Annotated in this window: 16 protein-coding genes and 1 pseudogene; 6 read left to right on the forward strand and 11 right to left on the reverse strand. The window is 48.6% G+C overall.

The annotated features are described in order from the left end of the window. Positions 1-164 precede the first annotated feature (164 nt). The 5 genes from Q0J48_RS03540 to Q0J48_RS03560 all read left to right on the forward strand — a co-directional run bounded on the left by Q0J48_RS03540 (position 165) and on the right by Q0J48_RS03560 (position 5,217). Entirely contained in the window at positions 165-668 is a 504-nt protein-coding gene (locus Q0J48_RS03540; protein WP_296241700.1) for a GNAT family N-acetyltransferase, read from the forward strand. Between the two features lie 3 nt (positions 669-671). Next, positions 672-1,376 carry a YoaK family protein gene (locus tag Q0J48_RS03545; protein ID WP_296241701.1) on the forward strand — a complete coding sequence of 235 codons (705 nt, stop codon included), beginning with the start codon at positions 672-674 and terminating at the stop codon, positions 1,374-1,376. A 90-nt stretch (positions 1,377-1,466) separates the two neighbouring features. Then, positions 1,467-3,098, forward strand: a complete 1,632-nt coding sequence (locus Q0J48_RS03550; protein WP_296241702.1) for a putative manganese-dependent inorganic diphosphatase — start codon at positions 1,467-1,469, stop codon at positions 3,096-3,098. 117 nt (positions 3,099-3,215) lie between these two features. Beyond that, the gene (locus Q0J48_RS03555) at positions 3,216-4,562 is read left to right on the forward strand and encodes a potassium transporter TrkG (protein WP_296241703.1); all 1,347 of its coding nucleotides are present in this window, start codon (positions 3,216-3,218) and stop codon (positions 4,560-4,562) included. A 1-nt stretch (position 4,563) separates the two neighbouring features. Continuing rightward, entirely contained in the window at positions 4,564-5,217 is a 654-nt protein-coding gene (locus Q0J48_RS03560) for a TrkA family potassium uptake protein (RefSeq protein ID WP_296241704.1), read from the forward strand. Between the two features lie 57 nt (positions 5,218-5,274). Here Q0J48_RS03560 and ftsH read toward each other — a convergent pair. The 11 genes and pseudogenes from ftsH to Q0J48_RS03615 all read right to left on the reverse strand — a co-directional run bounded on the left by ftsH (position 5,275) and on the right by Q0J48_RS03615 (position 16,258). Further along, positions 5,275-7,130 (reverse strand): annotated as a pseudogene (gene ftsH / locus Q0J48_RS03565) (ATP-dependent zinc metalloprotease FtsH). Positions 7,131-7,242: 112 nt separating this feature from the next. Continuing rightward, the gene (locus Q0J48_RS03570; protein ID WP_296241705.1) at positions 7,243-8,091 is read right to left on the reverse strand and encodes an NAD(P)-dependent oxidoreductase; all 849 of its coding nucleotides are present in this window, start codon (positions 8,089-8,091) and stop codon (positions 7,243-7,245) included. After that, positions 8,088-8,594 carry a flavodoxin family protein BilS gene (gene bilS, locus Q0J48_RS03575; protein ID WP_296241707.1) on the reverse strand — a complete coding sequence of 169 codons (507 nt, stop codon included), beginning with the start codon at positions 8,592-8,594 and terminating at the stop codon, positions 8,088-8,090. Before bilS ends, Q0J48_RS03570 begins: the two co-directional genes overlap by 4 nt. Continuing rightward, positions 8,591-8,896: a TIGR04076 family protein gene (locus Q0J48_RS03580; protein ID WP_296241708.1), complete on the reverse strand. Its 306-nt coding sequence runs from the start codon at positions 8,894-8,896 to the stop codon at positions 8,591-8,593. Before Q0J48_RS03580 ends, bilS begins: the two co-directional genes overlap by 4 nt. 8 nt (positions 8,897-8,904) lie before the next feature. Further along, on the reverse strand, positions 8,905-9,741 hold the full coding sequence (locus tag Q0J48_RS03585) for a prephenate dehydrogenase (RefSeq protein WP_296241709.1): 837 nt from the start codon (positions 9,739-9,741) through the stop codon (positions 8,905-8,907). Further along, positions 9,738-11,006 (reverse strand): 3-phosphoshikimate 1-carboxyvinyltransferase, encoded by a 1,269-nt coding sequence (aroA, locus tag Q0J48_RS03590; RefSeq protein WP_296241710.1) that lies wholly within the window; start codon positions 11,004-11,006, stop codon positions 9,738-9,740. The genes Q0J48_RS03585 and aroA overlap by 4 nt, the downstream gene beginning before the upstream one ends. Next, complete coding sequence (gene aroC / locus Q0J48_RS03595) at positions 10,996-12,111, reverse strand: chorismate synthase (protein WP_296241712.1); 1,116 nt, start codon at positions 12,109-12,111, stop codon at positions 10,996-10,998. The genes aroA and aroC overlap by 11 nt, the downstream gene beginning before the upstream one ends. Then, positions 12,108-13,118 (reverse strand): 3-dehydroquinate synthase, encoded by a 1,011-nt coding sequence (gene aroB, locus Q0J48_RS03600; protein WP_296241713.1) that lies wholly within the window; start codon positions 13,116-13,118, stop codon positions 12,108-12,110. Before aroB ends, aroC begins: the two co-directional genes overlap by 4 nt. Positions 13,119-13,228: 110 nt before the next feature. Beyond that, positions 13,229-14,602 carry a glycoside hydrolase family 1 protein gene (locus Q0J48_RS03605; RefSeq protein WP_296241717.1) on the reverse strand — a complete coding sequence of 458 codons (1,374 nt, stop codon included), beginning with the start codon at positions 14,600-14,602 and terminating at the stop codon, positions 13,229-13,231. Positions 14,603-14,640: 38 nt separating this feature from the next. Next, on the reverse strand, positions 14,641-15,360 hold the full coding sequence (deoC, locus tag Q0J48_RS03610; RefSeq protein ID WP_296241720.1) for a deoxyribose-phosphate aldolase: 720 nt from the start codon (positions 15,358-15,360) through the stop codon (positions 14,641-14,643). A gap of 85 nt (positions 15,361-15,445) precedes the next feature. After that, complete coding sequence (locus Q0J48_RS03615) at positions 15,446-16,258, reverse strand: GntR family transcriptional regulator (protein ID WP_296241722.1); 813 nt, start codon at positions 16,256-16,258, stop codon at positions 15,446-15,448. 190 nt (positions 16,259-16,448) lie between these two features. Between Q0J48_RS03615 and Q0J48_RS03620 the strand changes: the two genes are divergently transcribed. After that, the coding region (locus tag Q0J48_RS03620; RefSeq protein WP_296241725.1) for a pyruvate formate lyase family protein at positions 16,449-17,219 on the forward strand (771 nt) is incomplete at its 3' end.

Raw genomic sequence — 17,219 nt, forward strand, 5'->3', positions numbered from 1 at the left:
GCAAACTCTCCTTATGCGACCTATTTTACCACCGGGGGGGGGTAGGCAATAGCTCTATATAGTTAAGATTATATAAATATTTGGTTTTTGTTTTCAAGAAGGAGTTCTTTGCGATTTTTTCGATTTGGTATAGAATAGAACCGGAAAAATAAGGAGAGAAAGCCATGGAGAAACAACTAACGATACAGCCTTGTATCAATGACACCCAGAAACAAGAGGTTGCCCAGCTTGCCGATGCGATCTGGCATGAATATTTCCCATTTCTATTAGATAAAGAACAGATCGACTACATGGTCGAAAAATTCTGCAGCTTTGAAGCGATGCAGGATCTGGAAAAACATCATTATTATCATTATTTTATGGTCTATAAAGAAGATGAGCTGATCGGCTATCTTGCCTTGGCTCATGAAGAGACGCAGCTCTTCTTAAGCAAGATCTATTTAAAAGATTCGGCACGCGGCCATCGTTATGCGAGCGAGATGTTTGAATATGTCAAAGAGCACGCTCGCAAATATCAGTACGATTCCATTTATCTGACGTGCAATAAGCACAATACCCATTCCTTGGATGTGTATAAGAAATGGGGATTTAAAAAAGTGGATGAAGATGTGACCGATATCGGACATGGCTATGTCATGGATGATTATATCTTGGAGTATCCATTATAGATCATGAAGAAAGAATTTCTTGCCTGCGAGCGTAAAGAAGTGTTCTTGCTGCTGATGTTTGGCGCCGGCATGATGGGTGCCTATACATTCATCTTGCGCGGCGGCGTCTTCTGCAACGCTCAGACGGCCAACTTTGTGATGATGGCGGTGGCTTTAGGGACCGGATCGATCTCGCAAGGCTTATATTATTTGATCCCGGTCTGTGCTTATTTTATGGGCTCGGTGATCTCGGAACTCTTGCCCAATCCGGTCAAAAAGATCCATCTGTTTCGCTGGGATACGTATTTGGTCGCTTTTGAGATCCTGGTCTTGTTTGGGATTGGATGGATCCCTTTGACGATCAACCATCATATCGTCCAGGTCATGATCAATTTTATCGCTTCGATGCAGTATAACACCTTCCGGCAAGCCGAAAGCATCCCGATGGCCACGACCTTTTGTACCAACCATCTGCGCCAGACGGGGATTGGCCTGGTTCGTTATCTGAAGAAAAAAGACAGTCAGGCACTTTTACGAGGGACTCGGCATTTAGGCATGCTGGTGAGTTTTGTTGCCGGCGGGATCTTGGAGGCGTTCTTTTGTTCGATCCTGATGGAAAAAGCGATATGGATCGCTTTGCTTCCTTTAGGGATTGCTTTTGTGATCCTGGCCTATGGCGATATCAAAGAAGAACAGCGTGATTTCTCCAGTGTTCCTCGCGGACACTAAGCGGTGAGTCGAAAGGCTCGCCTTTTTTTGTGGATTTTTTGCGAGGAATTGTTGATTTCTTGTATAATGAAGGCACAGGAGGGGGTTAGGATGCAAGATCAGACATTATATATTACGGGGCATATTCATCCCGATACCGACAGTATCGCATCGGCGATCGGATATGCTTTTTTAAAGACCGCTCTTGGCGAGCCCGCAAAGGCGTGTCGTTTAGGGGAATTGAATCATGAAACACGCTACTTGCTGGATCGGTTTCATTTTGAAGAGCCTTTACTGTTAAAAGATGCACGCATCCAGGTCAAAGACTTGTCGCTGGATCATCCGACGGATCTTTTGGAAGAAACGACGATCTTTGAAACACTGGAGCTGATGCATAACGGAAACGGCCAAGGCTTTGGTGTGGTCGACCGGCAAAAGAAACTGGTCGGGATCGTGACGCGCAGCGATATTGCCAAGGTCGGATTAGGGGATACGGCCCAGGGCATCGATCTGTTAAAAGAGACCCCTGTAGAAAATATCGTGAAGACGATCAAGGGAAAAAGTGTGTATCTGGATCCCGTCAAACATATCAACGGGCAAGTTTCGATCATTGCCCTGACCAAGAATCATGTGCGCAATTATGACATCGAAGACCGCATCGTGATCATCGGGGATGATCCGATGGCCCAGATGGATCTGATCAAAAAAGGGGCCGGCATGTTGATCATGGTCTGGACCCAGCACGTCAGCGAAGAAGTGATCGCCTTGGCCAAAGAACACCATTGTCAGCTGGTGCTTTCGGGATACGGAAGCATGAATACATCGCGTTATTTATATTTCTCGATCCCGGTGCGTTTGATCATGACGCGCAATGTCGTGACATTCTCCGAAGAAGAACTGGCGGAAGATGTTTCAAAGCGAATGTTGAAGACGCGCTATCGCATGTATCCGGTGGTCAATGAAAAATATCAGCCGATCGGCTATGTGACGCGTTATCATATGATGAACTTCAAGAACAAACGGATCATCATGGTCGATCATAATGAGTTTTCGCAGTCGGTCAAAGGCATTGAACATGCGGAACTGATCGAAGTGCTGGATCATCACCGCATTTATGATTTTGCGACCAATAAACCGGTGTCGTTCCGCAATGAGATCGTCGGCAGCACGGCTACGATCGTGGCGACGATCTTTAAAGAAAACCAGATCCCGATCCCTAAAGATCTGGCCGGGCTGTTGTTGGGAGCAATTCTCTCAGATACGCTGCACTTTCAGTCGCCGACGACAACGCAAAAAGACCGGACGGCGGCCAATATGCTGGCGGCTTTTGCGGATCTGGATATCGATGCGTTCGCAACCGATATCTTTACGATCACCAGCGATATCTCCGGAAAGAGCGTAAAAGAACTGATCAATTCGGATATCAAATTCTATGAGATCCGTAGCGTGCGTATGATGATCGCCCAGGTCGTGATTCCTTGTGCCGAGTATATCTTGGGGCTGGAAGAGGAAATTGAGCAGGAATTGGATGCTCTGGTCTATCAAAAGGATCTGGATCTGTGTACGGTGGTTTTTACGAGTATTTTAGAAAGCGGTTCGATCTTTTATGCCCGCGGACCTAAGAAAGACTGGATCCAGGAGGCGTTCCCGGACACCGAAGGACCGCATACGCTCCAAAAACAGATCTTGTCTCGGAAAAATCAGGTTCTTCCGATGTTGAGCGAGATCATCACGCGGTTTTGATATCTTAATGAAATCTTAACAGCGGCCGTTTTGGTTTTATGATACATTTCAAGGGAAAATAGGGTCCGTTTCGGGCCCTCTTCTCTCTTTTGTTGATGTGAGGAATGATAAAGTTTTATGTTTACTAAGATCCATAGACGGTTTTCCCATGCGCAGACATTGGCCATCGGACACTTTTTAGTGATCCTGACAGGAGCCTTGTTGCTGATGCTGCCGATTGCCAGCCAAGATGGGACCGTGACTGATTTTCTATCGACCTTGTTTACTTCGACCAGTGCGACTTGCGTGACCGGCCTGATCGTGGTAGATACGGGAACCCACTGGACCTTCTTTGGACAGCTCGTGATCTTGCTACTGATCCAGATCGGAGGTTTGGGGTTTGTCAGTATCGGGGTCCTGTTCTCGATGTTCTTAAATCGCAAGATCTCTTTGAGCACGCGTTCGCTGCTTCAGGAAAGCTTGAATGTCGACCGGGTCGGCGGGGTGATCCGCCTGGTGCGCAAGGCTTTGCTGGGAACCTTGTTGTTTGAATCGATCGGCGCGATCCTCTTGTGTTTTCGCTTTATTCCCGATTTTGGACTGGTGACTGGTCTTTGGATGAGCATCTTTCATTCGGTATCGGCTTTCTGTAATGCCGGCTTCGATATTTTAGGCAGTTTCTTTGGAGCCTATTGTTCTTTAGTTCCTTATGCCGGAGATGTCTTGGTCAACAGCGTGATCATGTCGCTGATCGTGATCGGGGGGATCGGGTTTATCGTATGGAGCGATCTTCTCGAACATACCTATCACTTTAAAAAATATCGTCTGCACACCAAGATCGTTTTGATCACAACTTTGATCCTGATCTTTGGCGGAGCTCTTTTATTCTATATTTTTGAAAAGGATTCCATCCTGGCAGGACGGCCGATCCACGAACAGATCTTATGTTGTCTGTTCAGCTCGGTGACGGCTCGTACGGCTGGATTTAACACCGTGGATTTTGGCTTTGTTCGTCAATGTTCGGCCTTGTTGATGTGTGTGCTGATGTATATTGGAGGAAGTCCGGGATCGACGGCCGGCGGTATTAAAACAACGACGATCGCCGTCTTGTTTGGCTCTCTGGTTTCCAAAGTGCGCGGCAATCACGGCATCAACTTGTTCCAAAGACAGGTGGATAAAGATACCGTATCGCAATCTGCCAATGTCCTGGTCTTGACGCTGCTGCTGGCGACAGGATCGATCATGGCAATCTGTGCGATGCAGGATCTGAACATGCTGGATGTGGCCTTTGAGGTCTTCTCCGGGCTGGGCACGGTCGGGATGACGACAGGAATCACCCGGGATCTGATCCCGGCCAGTCAGGTGATCATCATCTTGATGATGTATTTAGGACGTATTGGAACAATGTCCTTTGCGTATAGTTTCTTTGAAAAACGAAATGTACCGGCAATACAGAATCCGGTTGAGAAAGTGATGGTAGGATAAAATGAAAACAGTATTGATCATTGGATTAGGACGTTTTGGAAGGCATTTGGCTACGCGCATGGCAGAGTTGGGAAACGAAGTCATGATCGTGGATCAAAACGCTGAAGTTGTTGAAAAATTATTACCGTATGTCACGGACGGCAAGATCGGAGATTGTACCGATGAAGAAGTGCTTCGTTCATTAGGGGTCAACAATTTTGATATCTGTTTTGTCTGTACGGGAAACAGTTTCCAGAGTTCTTTAGAGATCACGGATCAGTTAAAGACCTTAGGGGCCAAGCGTGTCATCAGTAAGGCCGACCGGGATATCCAGGCTAAGTTCTTATTAAAGAACGGCGCCGATGAGGTGGTTTATCCTAACCGCGACATTGCGGACAAAGTGGCGGTTCGCTGCAGTATGAACAATGTCTTTGATTATGTGGAATTATCACAAGGCTATTCGATCTATGAAATCCCGCCGTTGGCTAAATGGGTCGGCAAGTCCATCAAAGATCTGGATATCCGTCAGAAATATCGAATCAGCGTGATCAGCACCAAGGAAGAAGGCAGTCTGAACATGCTTCCGGGACCGGATCATATCGTATCGGGATCGGAACACTTGGTCGTAATTGGTCTTCAAAAAGATATCGACCGCATCCTTGAACAGTTTCGCTAATGCAGGAATGAGATTCCTGCTTTTTTTGTGCCTCAAAAAAAGAGTGCCGCAGCACTCTTACTGGATCGTTGTCGGGATCTCGGCCGGTTTGTTCAAGATCGTGATGAATTGTTCGCCGGTGATCGTTTCTTTTTCGTAGAGATATTTTGCCAGTTCGTGAAGTTTCATCTTGTTTTCGTTCAAGATCTGGTACGCTTCATCATGGGCACGTTTGATCAAGGGGCGACTTCCTCATCGATCTTTGCGGCCGTTTCCGGCGAACACTGCAGGCTGGCATCGCCGCCCAGATAAGCGTTGTTCACCGTTTCTAGGGCCATCATGCCAAAGGTATCGCTCATTCCGTAACGGGTGATCATGGCACGGGCCATTTTGGTGGCCTGTTCGATATCGTTGGAAGCACCGGTCGTCATGGAATGAAAGATCAGTTCTTCGGCACAGCGGCCGCCGGTCAAGATCATCAGACGATGATAGGCATCTTCTTTCGATAATAAGTATTGTTCATCTTGTTCTACCTGCATTGTATAACCTAACGCGCCTTTGGTTCGCGGAATGATCGTGATCTTATGGACCGGAGCACGGTTTTGGCATTTGGCAGCCACCAGGGCATGACCGATCTCGTGATACGATACGATCATACGCTCTTTATTGGAGATGGCCGCTCCTTTCTTTTGTTCACCGGCAATTACGACTTCAATCGCTTCTTCCAGATCTTTTTGGACAACGCTCTTTCTGCCGTCACGAACCGCTCGCAAGGCCGCTTCATTGATCATATTTGCCAGATCGGCCCCGCTGGCGCCGGCACTGGCACGGGCAATCACATTGAAATCAATTTCTTTGGAACATTTGATCTTCTGGGCATGCAGACGCAAGATCGCTTCTCGTCCATGAAGATCGGGCAGTTCAACCGGGATCTGACGGTCAAATCGTCCAGGGCGGGTCAAAGCGGGATCTAAGGACTCCGGACGGTTAGTGGCTGCCAGAAGCACGACACCATCGGATCCGTCGAAACCGTCCATTTCAGCCAGCAGCTGATTCAGGGTCTGTTCGCGTTCATCGTTTCCGTTTAATCCGGCGCCGTCGCGTTTTTTGCCGATCGTATCGATCTCATCGATAAATACGATACATGGAGCTTTTTCACGGGCTTGTTTGAACAGATCGCGGACTTTGGCGGCTCCTCGTCCGACAAACATCTCGACAAACTCCGAACCGGAAATCGAGAAGAAAGGGACCCCGGCTTCTCCGGCTACGGCTTTTGCCAACAAGGTCTTCCCGGTGCCTGGCGGCCCCACCAGAAGGGCGCCCTTGGGCATGCGGGCGCCGATGATTTTGTATTTTTCCGGATTGTTGAGAAAATCGACGATCTCTTTTAAGTTTTCTTTGGCTTCTTCCTGGCCGGCCACATCTTTAAAGGTCGTCCCGGTCTTTTTGCCTTCATAGACTTTGACATTGGATTTGCCTAGATTTCCCAGACCAAAGCCGCCTTGGCCAAAGGACATGCTGTCGGTCCCGGTCTTATCTTGGATCTTTTTAAAGGCGCGCCGGCCTAACCACCAGAAGATCAAGATCGGCAAGAACAAAGTCAATAGATAATAGATGACCGGATTCATGGGTTCCGAGATCACCTGCGTAAAGTTGGCACCGGAATCGTTGAGACGGTCCACGAGTTGGGGATCGTTCATCAAACCGGTTTCATACGTTTTTTGATCTTCGCCTTTTAAGGTGTAATACACCGTCTGATCTTCGATCTGTACATTTTCAACTTGTCGTTCTTTAATCGAATCTAAGAAATCAGAATACGTCGTTGTTTCTTGAAAAGAAGAGCGAAACAGCGGCCCTACGATAAAGTTCAAGACCAAAACGACGATCAGGATAATCGCATAGTATCGATAAAGTGAATGTTTTGGTTTATCCATTCCAAGTTCCCCCTTTTTGAAATTAGATTCAGTATAACGCGAATTGGCACTTTGTCAACAAGAGTGCTAACGATTTGATGATTTCACACATTCTAAACAAAAAAGAACCACATCAGTGGTTCGATTGAAAAGCTTGGATCAAAGCTTGGGTTCCTTTTTCGCCATATCCCTGGTCGATCAGATCCAAGTATTCCCGGATCACATTTTCGACGCCGTTCAGCTGGATTTGATCTTGGGATAAGGCAATCTTCAAGTCTTTGACAAAGTGTTTGATATAGAAGCCGGGGGCATAGTCGTTTTGAAGCATCTTTTCTCCCAGTAAGGACAATTGGCGAGAACCCGCTGCTCCATGTTGGAGGCATTCGATCACAAGGGCAGGATCTAACCCTTGCCCCTTACAATAACTGAACGCTTCACAGATGCCCTGCAGCGTGTTGGCAATCATGATCTGATTGGCAATCTTGACCTTTTGACCCGATCCGGCCTTTCCGCAATGGTGGATCTCTTGTCCGAAGGCGGAAAAGATCGGCATCATCGATTCAAAGGCTTCCTTTTGACCGCCGACCAGGATCGTCAATGTGCCGTTTTGGGCACCGACATCCCCACCGGTCACCGGAGCATCCAAGATCTGGATCTGTTTCTCTGCACCGGCTTTCGAAAGTTCGATGGCCAGTTTGGGATCCGAGGTCGTAAAGTCGATGCATGTCATGCCGGGGCGAAGAACTTTGAATAATTGTGCATAGACTTCCCGGACATCTTGCGGAAATCCTACCATGGTGCCGATCACATCGACATGCGAGACCAGAGCAGGGATGTCTTTTTGGATGAAAATGCCTTCCTCTTTTAGATCTTGGACCTTTTCAGGATGGCGGGCATAGACATGTACTTCGTGGCCATGATGATGCAGATGGCGAACCATCGGTTTTCCCATGATCCCTGCCCCGATCCAACCGATTCTCATCGGGAAGCCTCCTGGATCATCTTCAGGGCCCAAGTTTTGGCATCTTCCAGATCCTGGGCATTCGGACGATCTTTCACATCTTCAAAGTTCTGCAGGCTGACTTTCAGCTTTTTGTCTTCCGGATGCGCCTGAAGCAGACTGACGTAGCGTTCTTTGACGGCGGCCGGCATTTTTCCCGGACAATAGAAATGGCCGAGGATCTGACAAGACGGATCCATATGGGTCTGCATTCTTTGGAACAGTCTTTCATAATAAGCGTCCGATCCGCCAAAACCGCAGGTGCCAAAGTAAGCGATCTTGGCATCTTTCAATTCTTTGAGACACGTTTGGATCGCATCGGCGCAGTCGCCCTTATTGGTCCAGGAGCCGATAAAATACAAATCGGCTTTTTGCGGGACATAAGGCCCGCAATAGATTGCATCGGTCTGACAAGCTTCTTGAATGGCTTGGGCAATTTGCCGGGTATTGCCTGTCAGGCTTTCATAATAGATACAAATTTTCATGATGTTATGACCTCCAATAGAAATGACATGGGACGAAAACCGTCATTGCAGCTGACAAGAGCGCTTTGCGGATCTTTCATCCAGGAATCGTGCAAGTGATGGGCACCATTTGCCAACGCAAAGACATAAGGGTATAAGCTTTGCCAGGCACTGGGACAAAAACCTTCGGGACAAGCGGCTTCGTGGCAGATCCAAGACTGCCCGATCTGCAGGGAACAGGCCTCGGTTTGCGGGATCTCGTATTGGTCCATGAGATCTTCATATGTCGTTTGGCGCAAGGCCGTGATTTTGATCGGTTTCATAGCTTCCCTCAGCGATTAAACAGCTTTCGCCGTTTTGTGGATTGAATAAACAGGCGTTTCATTTCTTCCGTATCTTCGGTTTCCAGGGCATGGCGGAAATGTTCGATGGAGGCGATGAACTGGTCGGTTTCATCCAATAAGATTTCTTTATTCAATAAAAAGAGTTCGGCCCAAAGGTCTTCATTGATCTCGGCAATGCGCGTCAGATCCCGGAAACTGTCCCCGGTATATTCCACCAGATGAGCATTTTCATGAGTATTCATCAAACTGACCGCAATCACATGCGTCAGCTGGGACAAAAAGCCGATCATGCGGTCGTGCTCTTCGACACTGAGTGTCGCAATGTGGCCTACTTGTAAAATTTTCCCCAGTTCAATGGCCTGATCGATGGCTTGCGGCGAATTGTGCTCTGTGGGAATCACGATATAGTTGGCTTGATCAAAGATAGCCGGGTCGCTGTGTTCGATCCCGCGGGATTCGCGTCCGCACATCGGGTGGATGCTGATGATCTCCAGATCGCTTCGAAGGATCTCTTGGGCCGGGGCGATGATCCCGGTCTTCACGCCGCTGATCTCCATCAATAACGTATGATCCGCAAGGTTTGATTGATAAGTCTGGATCCATGGCTGGATCTGGGTAGGATAGAGACAAAGGATGATCTGATCGCATTGGCTCAGATCCTCTTCCGGGCGGGTCGTTCCTTTTTGAATGATCCCTTTATTGAGTGCCGTTTGGATCGATTCTTCGGATTTGTCAAAACCGATCACGGGAATGCCTTGCTGGCTGAGGCGAGCCGCAAAGCTGGCTCCCATGACCCCTAATCCAACGATGCCGATCGTTTTCATAATATCTCCACCTTTCCATGGATCTTTTGAATGTCTTCAAAGAAGGCCGGATAACTTTTCGTAATAGCTTGGGCACCTTCAATGATGCATTCGGTCTGGGCGCATAGGCCAAAGATGGTCATGGCCATGACGATGCGATGATCGTTGTGTCCGTCGATCACGACATCGGGCCGATCGTATTTGCGCTGGCCGCGGATCGTGATCGTATCTTCTGTCGTTTGGATATCGACACCCCATTTTTTCAGTTCTGTCTCCATAGCCTGGACGCGGTCACTTTCTTTGATGCGCAGCCGCCCGGCATGGATGAAGTGTGTTGTTCCGGGACAAAAGCTGGCCAGCACGCAAAGGATCGGTCCCAGATCCGGGCAGTCGGCCAGGTCGATGGTTTGACAGCGAAGATCCTGGTGTTCGATGGTGATCGTATCGTTTTGGATCCTAAGGCTGGCGCCGGCGTTTTCAAGAAGATTCAGAATGACTTTATCGCCTTGACGAGAATCTTCTTTGAGATTGGTCAAGGTCAGTTTTTCTTGAAGGGCAGCCAGGACCGCGAAGAAGGCGGCTTGGGAATAATCGCCTTCGACGGGCAGCGTCTGTGCCTGGTAAGCTTGATTTTTTGGAATGTGGTATGTCGTCGGGGAGATCTCTTCGATCCGGATCCCGAAATTTTGAAGCATCTCCAAGGTCAGATCGACATAGCTGCGCGATTCATAAGGCTCCAGGATCGTCAGCGTGCTTTCTTTATCTAACAGCGGCAAGGCAAAGAGCAGACCGCTGATAAACTGCGAAGAAATATTGCCTTCAATGGTGAAGTCACCAGGGCGCAGGGCGCCATGGATATGGATCCCGGTCGAGTCTTGAACAAAGGATACCCCCTGATCGTGAAAAAGGCGAGCGTAAAGATCCATCGGGCGCTGCAGCAGGCGGCCTTGTCCGCTGAAGGTCACCGGATCCTGGGTCAAAGAAGCCACCGGGATCAAAAAACGCATCGTGGAACCGGATTCGTTGCAGGGGCAAAGGATTTCATGACGGTGCGATTTTAAATGGGTTCCTTTGACTTGGATCTGATCGCAGCCGGCCGTGATCTTGGCACCTAACGCTTCCATACAGGCGATGGTCGCTTCAATATCTTTGGAAGGATCGATGCCGGAAAGGGTGCTGGTGCCCTTTGCCAAAGCGGCGCAGATCAAGGCGCGATGGGCCATGGATTTACTGGAAGGGATCCGCAGGGTCCCCTGGATCTGGGAAGGATAGATCTTAACGCGCATAGGCATCCTCCATAAAAGGGACCAGGCTGGCTTTTTCCATCCAGGCATCTAACAGCACAAAGGCGCACATACAGTCGACGACGATGCGTGCCCGGTGCAGGATGCAGGGATCGTGTCTTCCTTCGATCTTCAGTTTGACGTTTTCCTTTGTCAGATAATCGACGGAATCTTGTTCCTTGAAGATTGAAGGGGTAGGTTTGATGCAAGTATGGATCACGATGGGCATCCCGTTGGAGATCCCGCCGTTGATCCCGGCGTTATGATTGGTCTTGGTCTGGATCGTTTGATCATAGACAAAGGCATCGTTGGCCTGGCTGCCTTTGAGTTGGGCAAAGTTGAAGCCTTCGCCAAAGCTGACGGCTTTGACAGCCGGAATCGCATAAAGACCATGGGCCAAAAGTCCTTCTAAGGTATCAAAGATCGGATCGCCGATGCCGGCCGGATAATGCAGGATCGCGGTTTCCAGGATCCCGCCGACGGAATCGCCTTCCTGCTGGGCCAAGAGGATCTCTTGTTTCATGGCTTCTTCTTTTTGCGGATCTAATACCGCGAATGTTTTCTGGTTTACCAGATCGATCTCTTGTGCACACTGTTCTTCTTTCGAAGAAAAGGGCCTGTCTTGGATCGTGCCGCATTGTTCCAGATGGGAACCGATCTGTACGCCGTGAGATGCTAAGATCTGTTTACAGATGCTGCCGGCTGCCACGATGCAGGCGGTCAAGCGGCCAGAGAAATGACCGCCGCCGCGATAATCCTGGAATCCGTTGTAGCGCTTGTAGGCTGTGTAATCGGCATGGCCGGGGCGCAGTCTTCCTTTTAAAGATTCATAGTCTTTGGAGCGCTGATCCTGGTTGGGGATCAAGATCGTTAAAGGCGTTCCCGTCGTCTTGCCTTGGAACAGTCCGCTGACGATCTGGGGGATATCTTCTTCGTGGCGCTGGGTGGAAAGTTTTCCGACCGCTTTTCGTTTTTCCATATCTTCCAGGATGGCTTCCTGATCAACGGGGAAACCGCTGGGCAGTCCGTCTAAGGTCACGCCGATACAAGGACCATGGCTTTCGCCAAAGATCGTCATGGTCAGGTTGTTTCCTAATGTATTTTTCATGCGAGGGCTCCTTTCTCTAGAATAGATTCGATTTGTTCATAGCTGAGCTCTTCAATTGTAAATGTGCCGATATCCGGAACTTTGACGATGCTGATGGTATCGTGTTTGCCTTTTTTGTCGTGCCGGATATAAGACATCAGTTCTTGCGGGTCATAGGCTGGCAAAGCCGGAAGATCCAGGCGTTCATAGATCGATAAGACGCGGTTTTTCAAGGCCGGGTCTTCGATAAAAAACAACATGCCCATGGCTACGCATTCGCCGTGAAGATAGGACTCGAGTCCATAGGCGCTTTCGATCGCATGGCCGATCGTATGGCCAAAATTCAAGATCTTGCGCAGACCGGTTTCTTTTTCGTCTTGTTCGACGATGCGTTTTTTTACGGCAATCGAACGGGCGATGATCTGGGGCAAGTCTAACGTTTCTTCTTCAAATAAATCGACTAAGGCCGGATCTTGGATCAGACCGGTCTTCAGGGCTTCTACCAGGCCGTTATGGATCTGACGTGGCGGCAAAGTTTGAAGGACATTGGGGTCGATCAAGACGCCTTTAGGCTGATAGAAGGCGCCTACGATATTTTTATATTCGTTCATATCGATGGCGACCTTACCGCCGACACTGGAATCTACCTGGGCCAATAAGGTGGTCGGAATATTATAAAAGTCGATCCCGCGCATATAGGTTGCGGCCACAAAACCGGCCAAATCGCCGGTCACACCGCCGCCGATCGCGATGATCGCATCTTTGCGCGTCATGTCGTGGCGGATCATTTCCTGCAACAAGGCCTCGTATTGAAGAAAACATTTGGAGCTTTCCCCCTGGGCAAAGCGAAGCACAAAAGAATCCGGACATTGTGACTGGACCTTTTGGATCCAACTCTCGGGAATGCCCGCATCGGCGATCAGGGCCATGCGGCGCGAAGTATCGATTCGATCCGACAATGAATCTAAACAGCCGGGTTCGATCCAGATCGGATAGGAATGTTCTTTGAGGTCAACGATCATTTTCATGAAGAATTCCTTCTTTCTAGGCATAATGATACCACGAAACAAAGAGGGATGGGATGGTAGGATCGAGAAGATGAGCGTGGGGAAAACAAAAAGAGATCCCTGCACAGGGATCAGATTTCGCGGGTTTTCAAGATTTCTTGGAGCCAGACCAGCGATCGTTTGGGGATTCGCTTTTGGGTCTTGAGATCGAGTTCCAACAAGCCGTAGCGGTTTTTGAAAGCGTTGAGGGCCGAAAGATTATCAACAAAAGACCAGATCAGATAGCCGTGGCAGGCGCAGCCGGCTTCTTTGGCCTGCAGGGTGGTTTGAAGATGGCGTTTGATGAAATCGATGCGATAGGTATCTTCAATTTGTCCCTGCTTGTTGCGGAAACGGCCTTCATTTTCGATGCCGATCCCATTTTCGGAGATGAACCAGTCTTTATTTCCATAGTCTTTTTTAATGCGCATGCCGATGTCGTAGATTGCCTGGGGATAGATCTCCCAGCCACGGTCGGCATTGAATTCGCGCTCGGACCAGATATAGTCTTCATAATATTTTTTCGGGGAGAACGGACCGGTGTATTCGGTTTCTCTTGCCTTGACGCGGATCGGGAAATAGTAATCGATCCCCAGGATGTCTACCGGATTGTCGCGGATCTCTTTTAGATCGTGCGGATCATAGGCAAACAAACAATCATTCTTTTCGAGTTCGGTAAAGATCTCGGCCGGGATCTCGCCTTTGAGATAGGCATCCAAGTAGAGGCGCACTTCAAACAGGTCGGCATAATAAGCAGCCTGGCAGTCGCGGATCTCACGGGAAGCGGCATAGATCGGCGTCATATGGACCATGGCTCCCATTTTGATCTGGGGGTATTTTTTGGCGACATGAACAGCTCTGGCTGTGGCCAGGATCTTATGGAAATGAGCCTGATACGCTTTTTGGGGATCGTGGACAAAAGGATACCAGATCTTTTTGATGTATCCATTATCGATCGGGATGTTGGGCTCGGTAAAGGCAAACCATAAATCGACATCGTCATAAAAGAGATCCAAGGCCTTTTCGACATAGCGAACATAGAGGCCGACCAGTTCACGAGAGACCCAGCCTTCGTACTTTTCAAAGAAAACGGCCGGGATATCCCAGTGCTCCAAAGAGATGACAGGGCGCATGCCGCAAGCTTTGATCGTCTGGATCACCTCCCGGTAGAAGGCAACGCCATCCGGATCCAATACCGCATGAAAGGCATCTTTCATCAGACGGGACCATTGGATCGTAAAGCGGAAGGTGTTCATGCCGGCATGGGCCATGGCCTGGATGTCTTCTTGGTAGTGATGATAGAAGTCACTGGCGATCTCGGGGCCGATCTGGTCATGCCAGCGGGCGGGATCGCTTTGATAGAAAAGTTCAGCCCAGCTTTCCTGGCCGGGCTTCTTGCCGGCGACGCCTTCGATCTGCCAGGCGCTCGAACTGGTGCCGATCATAAAGTTTTCGGGAATATGCATAGGCTCCTCCTAAAAAAGGGACAAGATTGCTTGCCCCTTTAACGTTTTAAATCCAAAACCACCGGAACGGAACGATAGCCGACGCCCATGCGGTCGATGCCCATGTCGATCAGCTGTAAGAAATGTTCGCGGGTGCGAATGCAGCCGCTTCCTTTGACCTGGCATTTGTCCTGCACTTCTTCCTGCATGATCTTGATGATCTCCGGTGTAGCGCCGTGGGCTTCAAAACCGGTTAAGAACCCTGTGCTTGTCTTGACAAAGTCGGCACCGGCATCGATAGCGCAATGGCAAGCTTTGCGAACTTGTTCTTCGTTTAACGCATCGGTTTCAAAAATGACTTTGACCGGAATGTTTTTTTCGTGACAAACATCGACAACAGCTTTGATGTCGGCTGTGACTTTATCGTACAGACCGCTGCGGATCCATCCGAAGTTGGAAACAACGTCCAGTTCTCCGATCACATCGGCATAATTGTCGACCAGGATCTTTGCCTGAGCCACTTTTGATGCGGTTGAGCTGGTTCCGAAAGGGAAATCACAGACAGGGCACAGTTTGGTGTCGGAGCCTTCGACATAAGGCTTACACAGATCCATGTATCCCGGGTTGATACAGATCGTGGCGCAGCCCAATTCAACGCCGTCTTTGGTCAGCTCTACGATTTGTTCTTCGGTAAATTCTGGTTTCAGTACGGAATAATCGATGTAGGAAGCCAATTCTTTGACGCTCATTTCAGCAGCTTTTTTGTTTGGATGTTTCATGATAAGTTCTCCTTTTTCTAAATGTATCAAATGTATGATACAACTTACACTTATACTATAAGTTTCCGGCCGGAAGATGTCAATCTTAAACCGTGATATTTCGCCGGATCTGGATCGGGTAGGTGGTCGGTGACGGATTTTTGAAAAGTTCCATCGTAAATACGCATTTATCGGCCCGCGTCAAAGAGGTTGTATACTCGAAGATCTCGCCCGATTCCAGATAAGAAACGCGGGAGATCTTAAAGCCTGGAATATCTTCGGTGCATTCTAAAAGTTCTTTGTCTTGGTCGCTCAGGAAGACGGCCTCAATGCTTTCGGTGGCCCGATACGGTTCCAGCAGATAGCGCTCTAATAAGACGGTATAAAGCGATTGGGAGCTGAAACGAAGTTTCTGGATCCCGGGGCATAGATGATACGGGATGTAGGTGTTTTCGCATAAGATGGGTTCGCCGTCGGCCAGACGGATTCGTTTTAATAAGAACACGCTTGGATTTTCTGAAGGCAAACGCAAGATCTCGCGAATTTCTTTTGGAGCCTTTTTTAAGACTTTGCACTCTAAAACAATGGAAGAAGGGTGGACACCGATGCTTTCCATGTTTTCGGAGAAATTATAGAGATAGTTGATCTGACGGCGCAGTTTATGGCTGGTCACATAGGATCCTTTTCCGCGGCGGCGCAAGATCAGTCCGTCTTCGATCAGTTTATCCATGGTTTTTCGCACAGTGGATCGGCTCAGATCCATCGCTTCGCAGATCTGGATCTCCGGCAGCATTTGATCGCCTTCCTGGAGAGTTCCGTTTAAGATCAGGCGTTTGAAGTATTCGTAAAGCTGCTGATAAAGGGGCTTGTTGCTTTCGGGTAAAAGATGAAATGTTTCTTTAAAGTATTCGATATTCATAAGGATTCCTCGATTTCTGGATAAATTGTATCAATTGTACGGACAATTTTCAAGGTGAGAAAGCGCTCTGATCTTGGGCAATTCAGAAGAATTTGAACCGAAAATCCGATAAAATAGAACCAAATCAAGATTTATTCATTGATAATGTCTTAAATGTACCATACAATTAAGAAAAAAGGAGGGAACAGCCATGAAAACTTTTTTGGAATTCCAACCGCAAACTCAAGATCTGGACAGGGAGCGTTTAGCGCGTCTTCAAGCCAAAATGGCCAATCGCCAGGCTTCAATCTGCAGCGAGAGGGCTTTATTGGTTACGGAGAGTTTTCAACAGACCCAAGGGGAACCGATGATCTTGCGCAAGGCCAAAGCGTTTGTCCATACTTTGGATCGGATGACGATCTATATCGAAGAAGACAGTCTGATCTTCGGCAACCAGGCAAGTTCGAATTTTGCGGCCCCGATCTTTCCGGAGTATTCGATCGATTGGATCCTGGATGAATTGGATGGAGACCATGGAGCCGTCGCTTTTGACAAGCGTTCCGGCGATGTTTTTCAGTGTTCGCAAAAGGTCAAGGATGATCTGAGGGCTATCGCTCCTTACTGGCATGGGCATACGCATGAAGATGAAGTGCAAAGAAACTTAAATGATACGATCCGTCTTGCCTCTCAGCAGGGGGTCCTGCATCTGGGCGGGATCTCGATGTCTGGAGACGGTCATATTGTTCCGAATCATCCGATGATCCTCCAAAAGGGATTTCGGGCTTTGATCCAAGAAGCAACTCAAAAGATCCAGGCCGAAGGGCTAACACCGGAACAAAATGATTTTTACCAGGCCGTGATCATTTCGCTGGAAGGGGCTTTGCGTTTCTTTAAACGGTATGCCGCTTTATTACAGGAACTCTCGGATCAGGAAAAAGAGCCGAAGCGAAAAGAAGAACTGCATCAGATGTCTTTGATGGCG

This window comes from uncultured Faecalicoccus sp., assembly GCF_944325745.1.
In the GTDB taxonomy this organism is placed as follows: domain Bacteria; phylum Bacillota_I; class Bacilli_A; order Erysipelotrichales; family Erysipelotrichaceae; genus Faecalicoccus.

What these genes read in the sequence shown, in the direction of transcription:
- Q0J48_RS03540 (WP_296241700.1), top strand. Translation starts at nt 165, where the DNA reads ATGGAGAAACAACTAACGATACAGCCTTGTATCAATGACACCCAGAAA.
- Q0J48_RS03545 (WP_296241701.1), top strand. Translation starts at nt 672, where the DNA reads ATGAAGAAAGAATTTCTTGCCTGCGAGCGTAAAGAAGTGTTCTTGCTG.
- Q0J48_RS03550 (WP_296241702.1), top strand. Translation starts at nt 1,467, where the DNA reads ATGCAAGATCAGACATTATATATTACGGGGCATATTCATCCCGATACC.
- Q0J48_RS03555 (WP_296241703.1), top strand. Translation starts at nt 3,216, where the DNA reads ATGTTTACTAAGATCCATAGACGGTTTTCCCATGCGCAGACATTGGCC.
- Q0J48_RS03560 (WP_296241704.1), top strand. Translation starts at nt 4,564, where the DNA reads ATGAAAACAGTATTGATCATTGGATTAGGACGTTTTGGAAGGCATTTG.
- Q0J48_RS03570 (WP_296241705.1), bottom strand. Translation starts at nt 8,091, where the DNA reads ATGAGAATCGGTTGGATCGGGGCAGGGATCATGGGAAAACCGATGGTT.
- bilS (WP_296241707.1), bottom strand. Translation starts at nt 8,594, where the DNA reads ATGAAAATTTGTATCTATTATGAAAGCCTGACAGGCAATACCCGGCAA.
- Q0J48_RS03580 (WP_296241708.1), bottom strand. Translation starts at nt 8,896, where the DNA reads ATGAAACCGATCAAAATCACGGCCTTGCGCCAAACGACATATGAAGAT.
- Q0J48_RS03585 (WP_296241709.1), bottom strand. Translation starts at nt 9,741, where the DNA reads ATGAAAACGATCGGCATCGTTGGATTAGGGGTCATGGGAGCCAGCTTT.
- aroA (WP_296241710.1), bottom strand. Translation starts at nt 11,006, where the DNA reads ATGCGCGTTAAGATCTATCCTTCCCAGATCCAGGGGACCCTGCGGATC.
- aroC (WP_296241712.1), bottom strand. Translation starts at nt 12,111, where the DNA reads ATGAAAAATACATTAGGAAACAACCTGACCATGACGATCTTTGGCGAA.
- aroB (WP_296241713.1), bottom strand. Translation starts at nt 13,118, where the DNA reads ATGAAAATGATCGTTGACCTCAAAGAACATTCCTATCCGATCTGGATC.
- Q0J48_RS03605 (WP_296241717.1), bottom strand. Translation starts at nt 14,602, where the DNA reads ATGCATATTCCCGAAAACTTTATGATCGGCACCAGTTCGAGCGCCTGG.
- deoC (WP_296241720.1), bottom strand. Translation starts at nt 15,360, where the DNA reads ATGAAACATCCAAACAAAAAAGCTGCTGAAATGAGCGTCAAAGAATTG.
- Q0J48_RS03615 (WP_296241722.1), bottom strand. Translation starts at nt 16,258, where the DNA reads ATGAATATCGAATACTTTAAAGAAACATTTCATCTTTTACCCGAAAGC.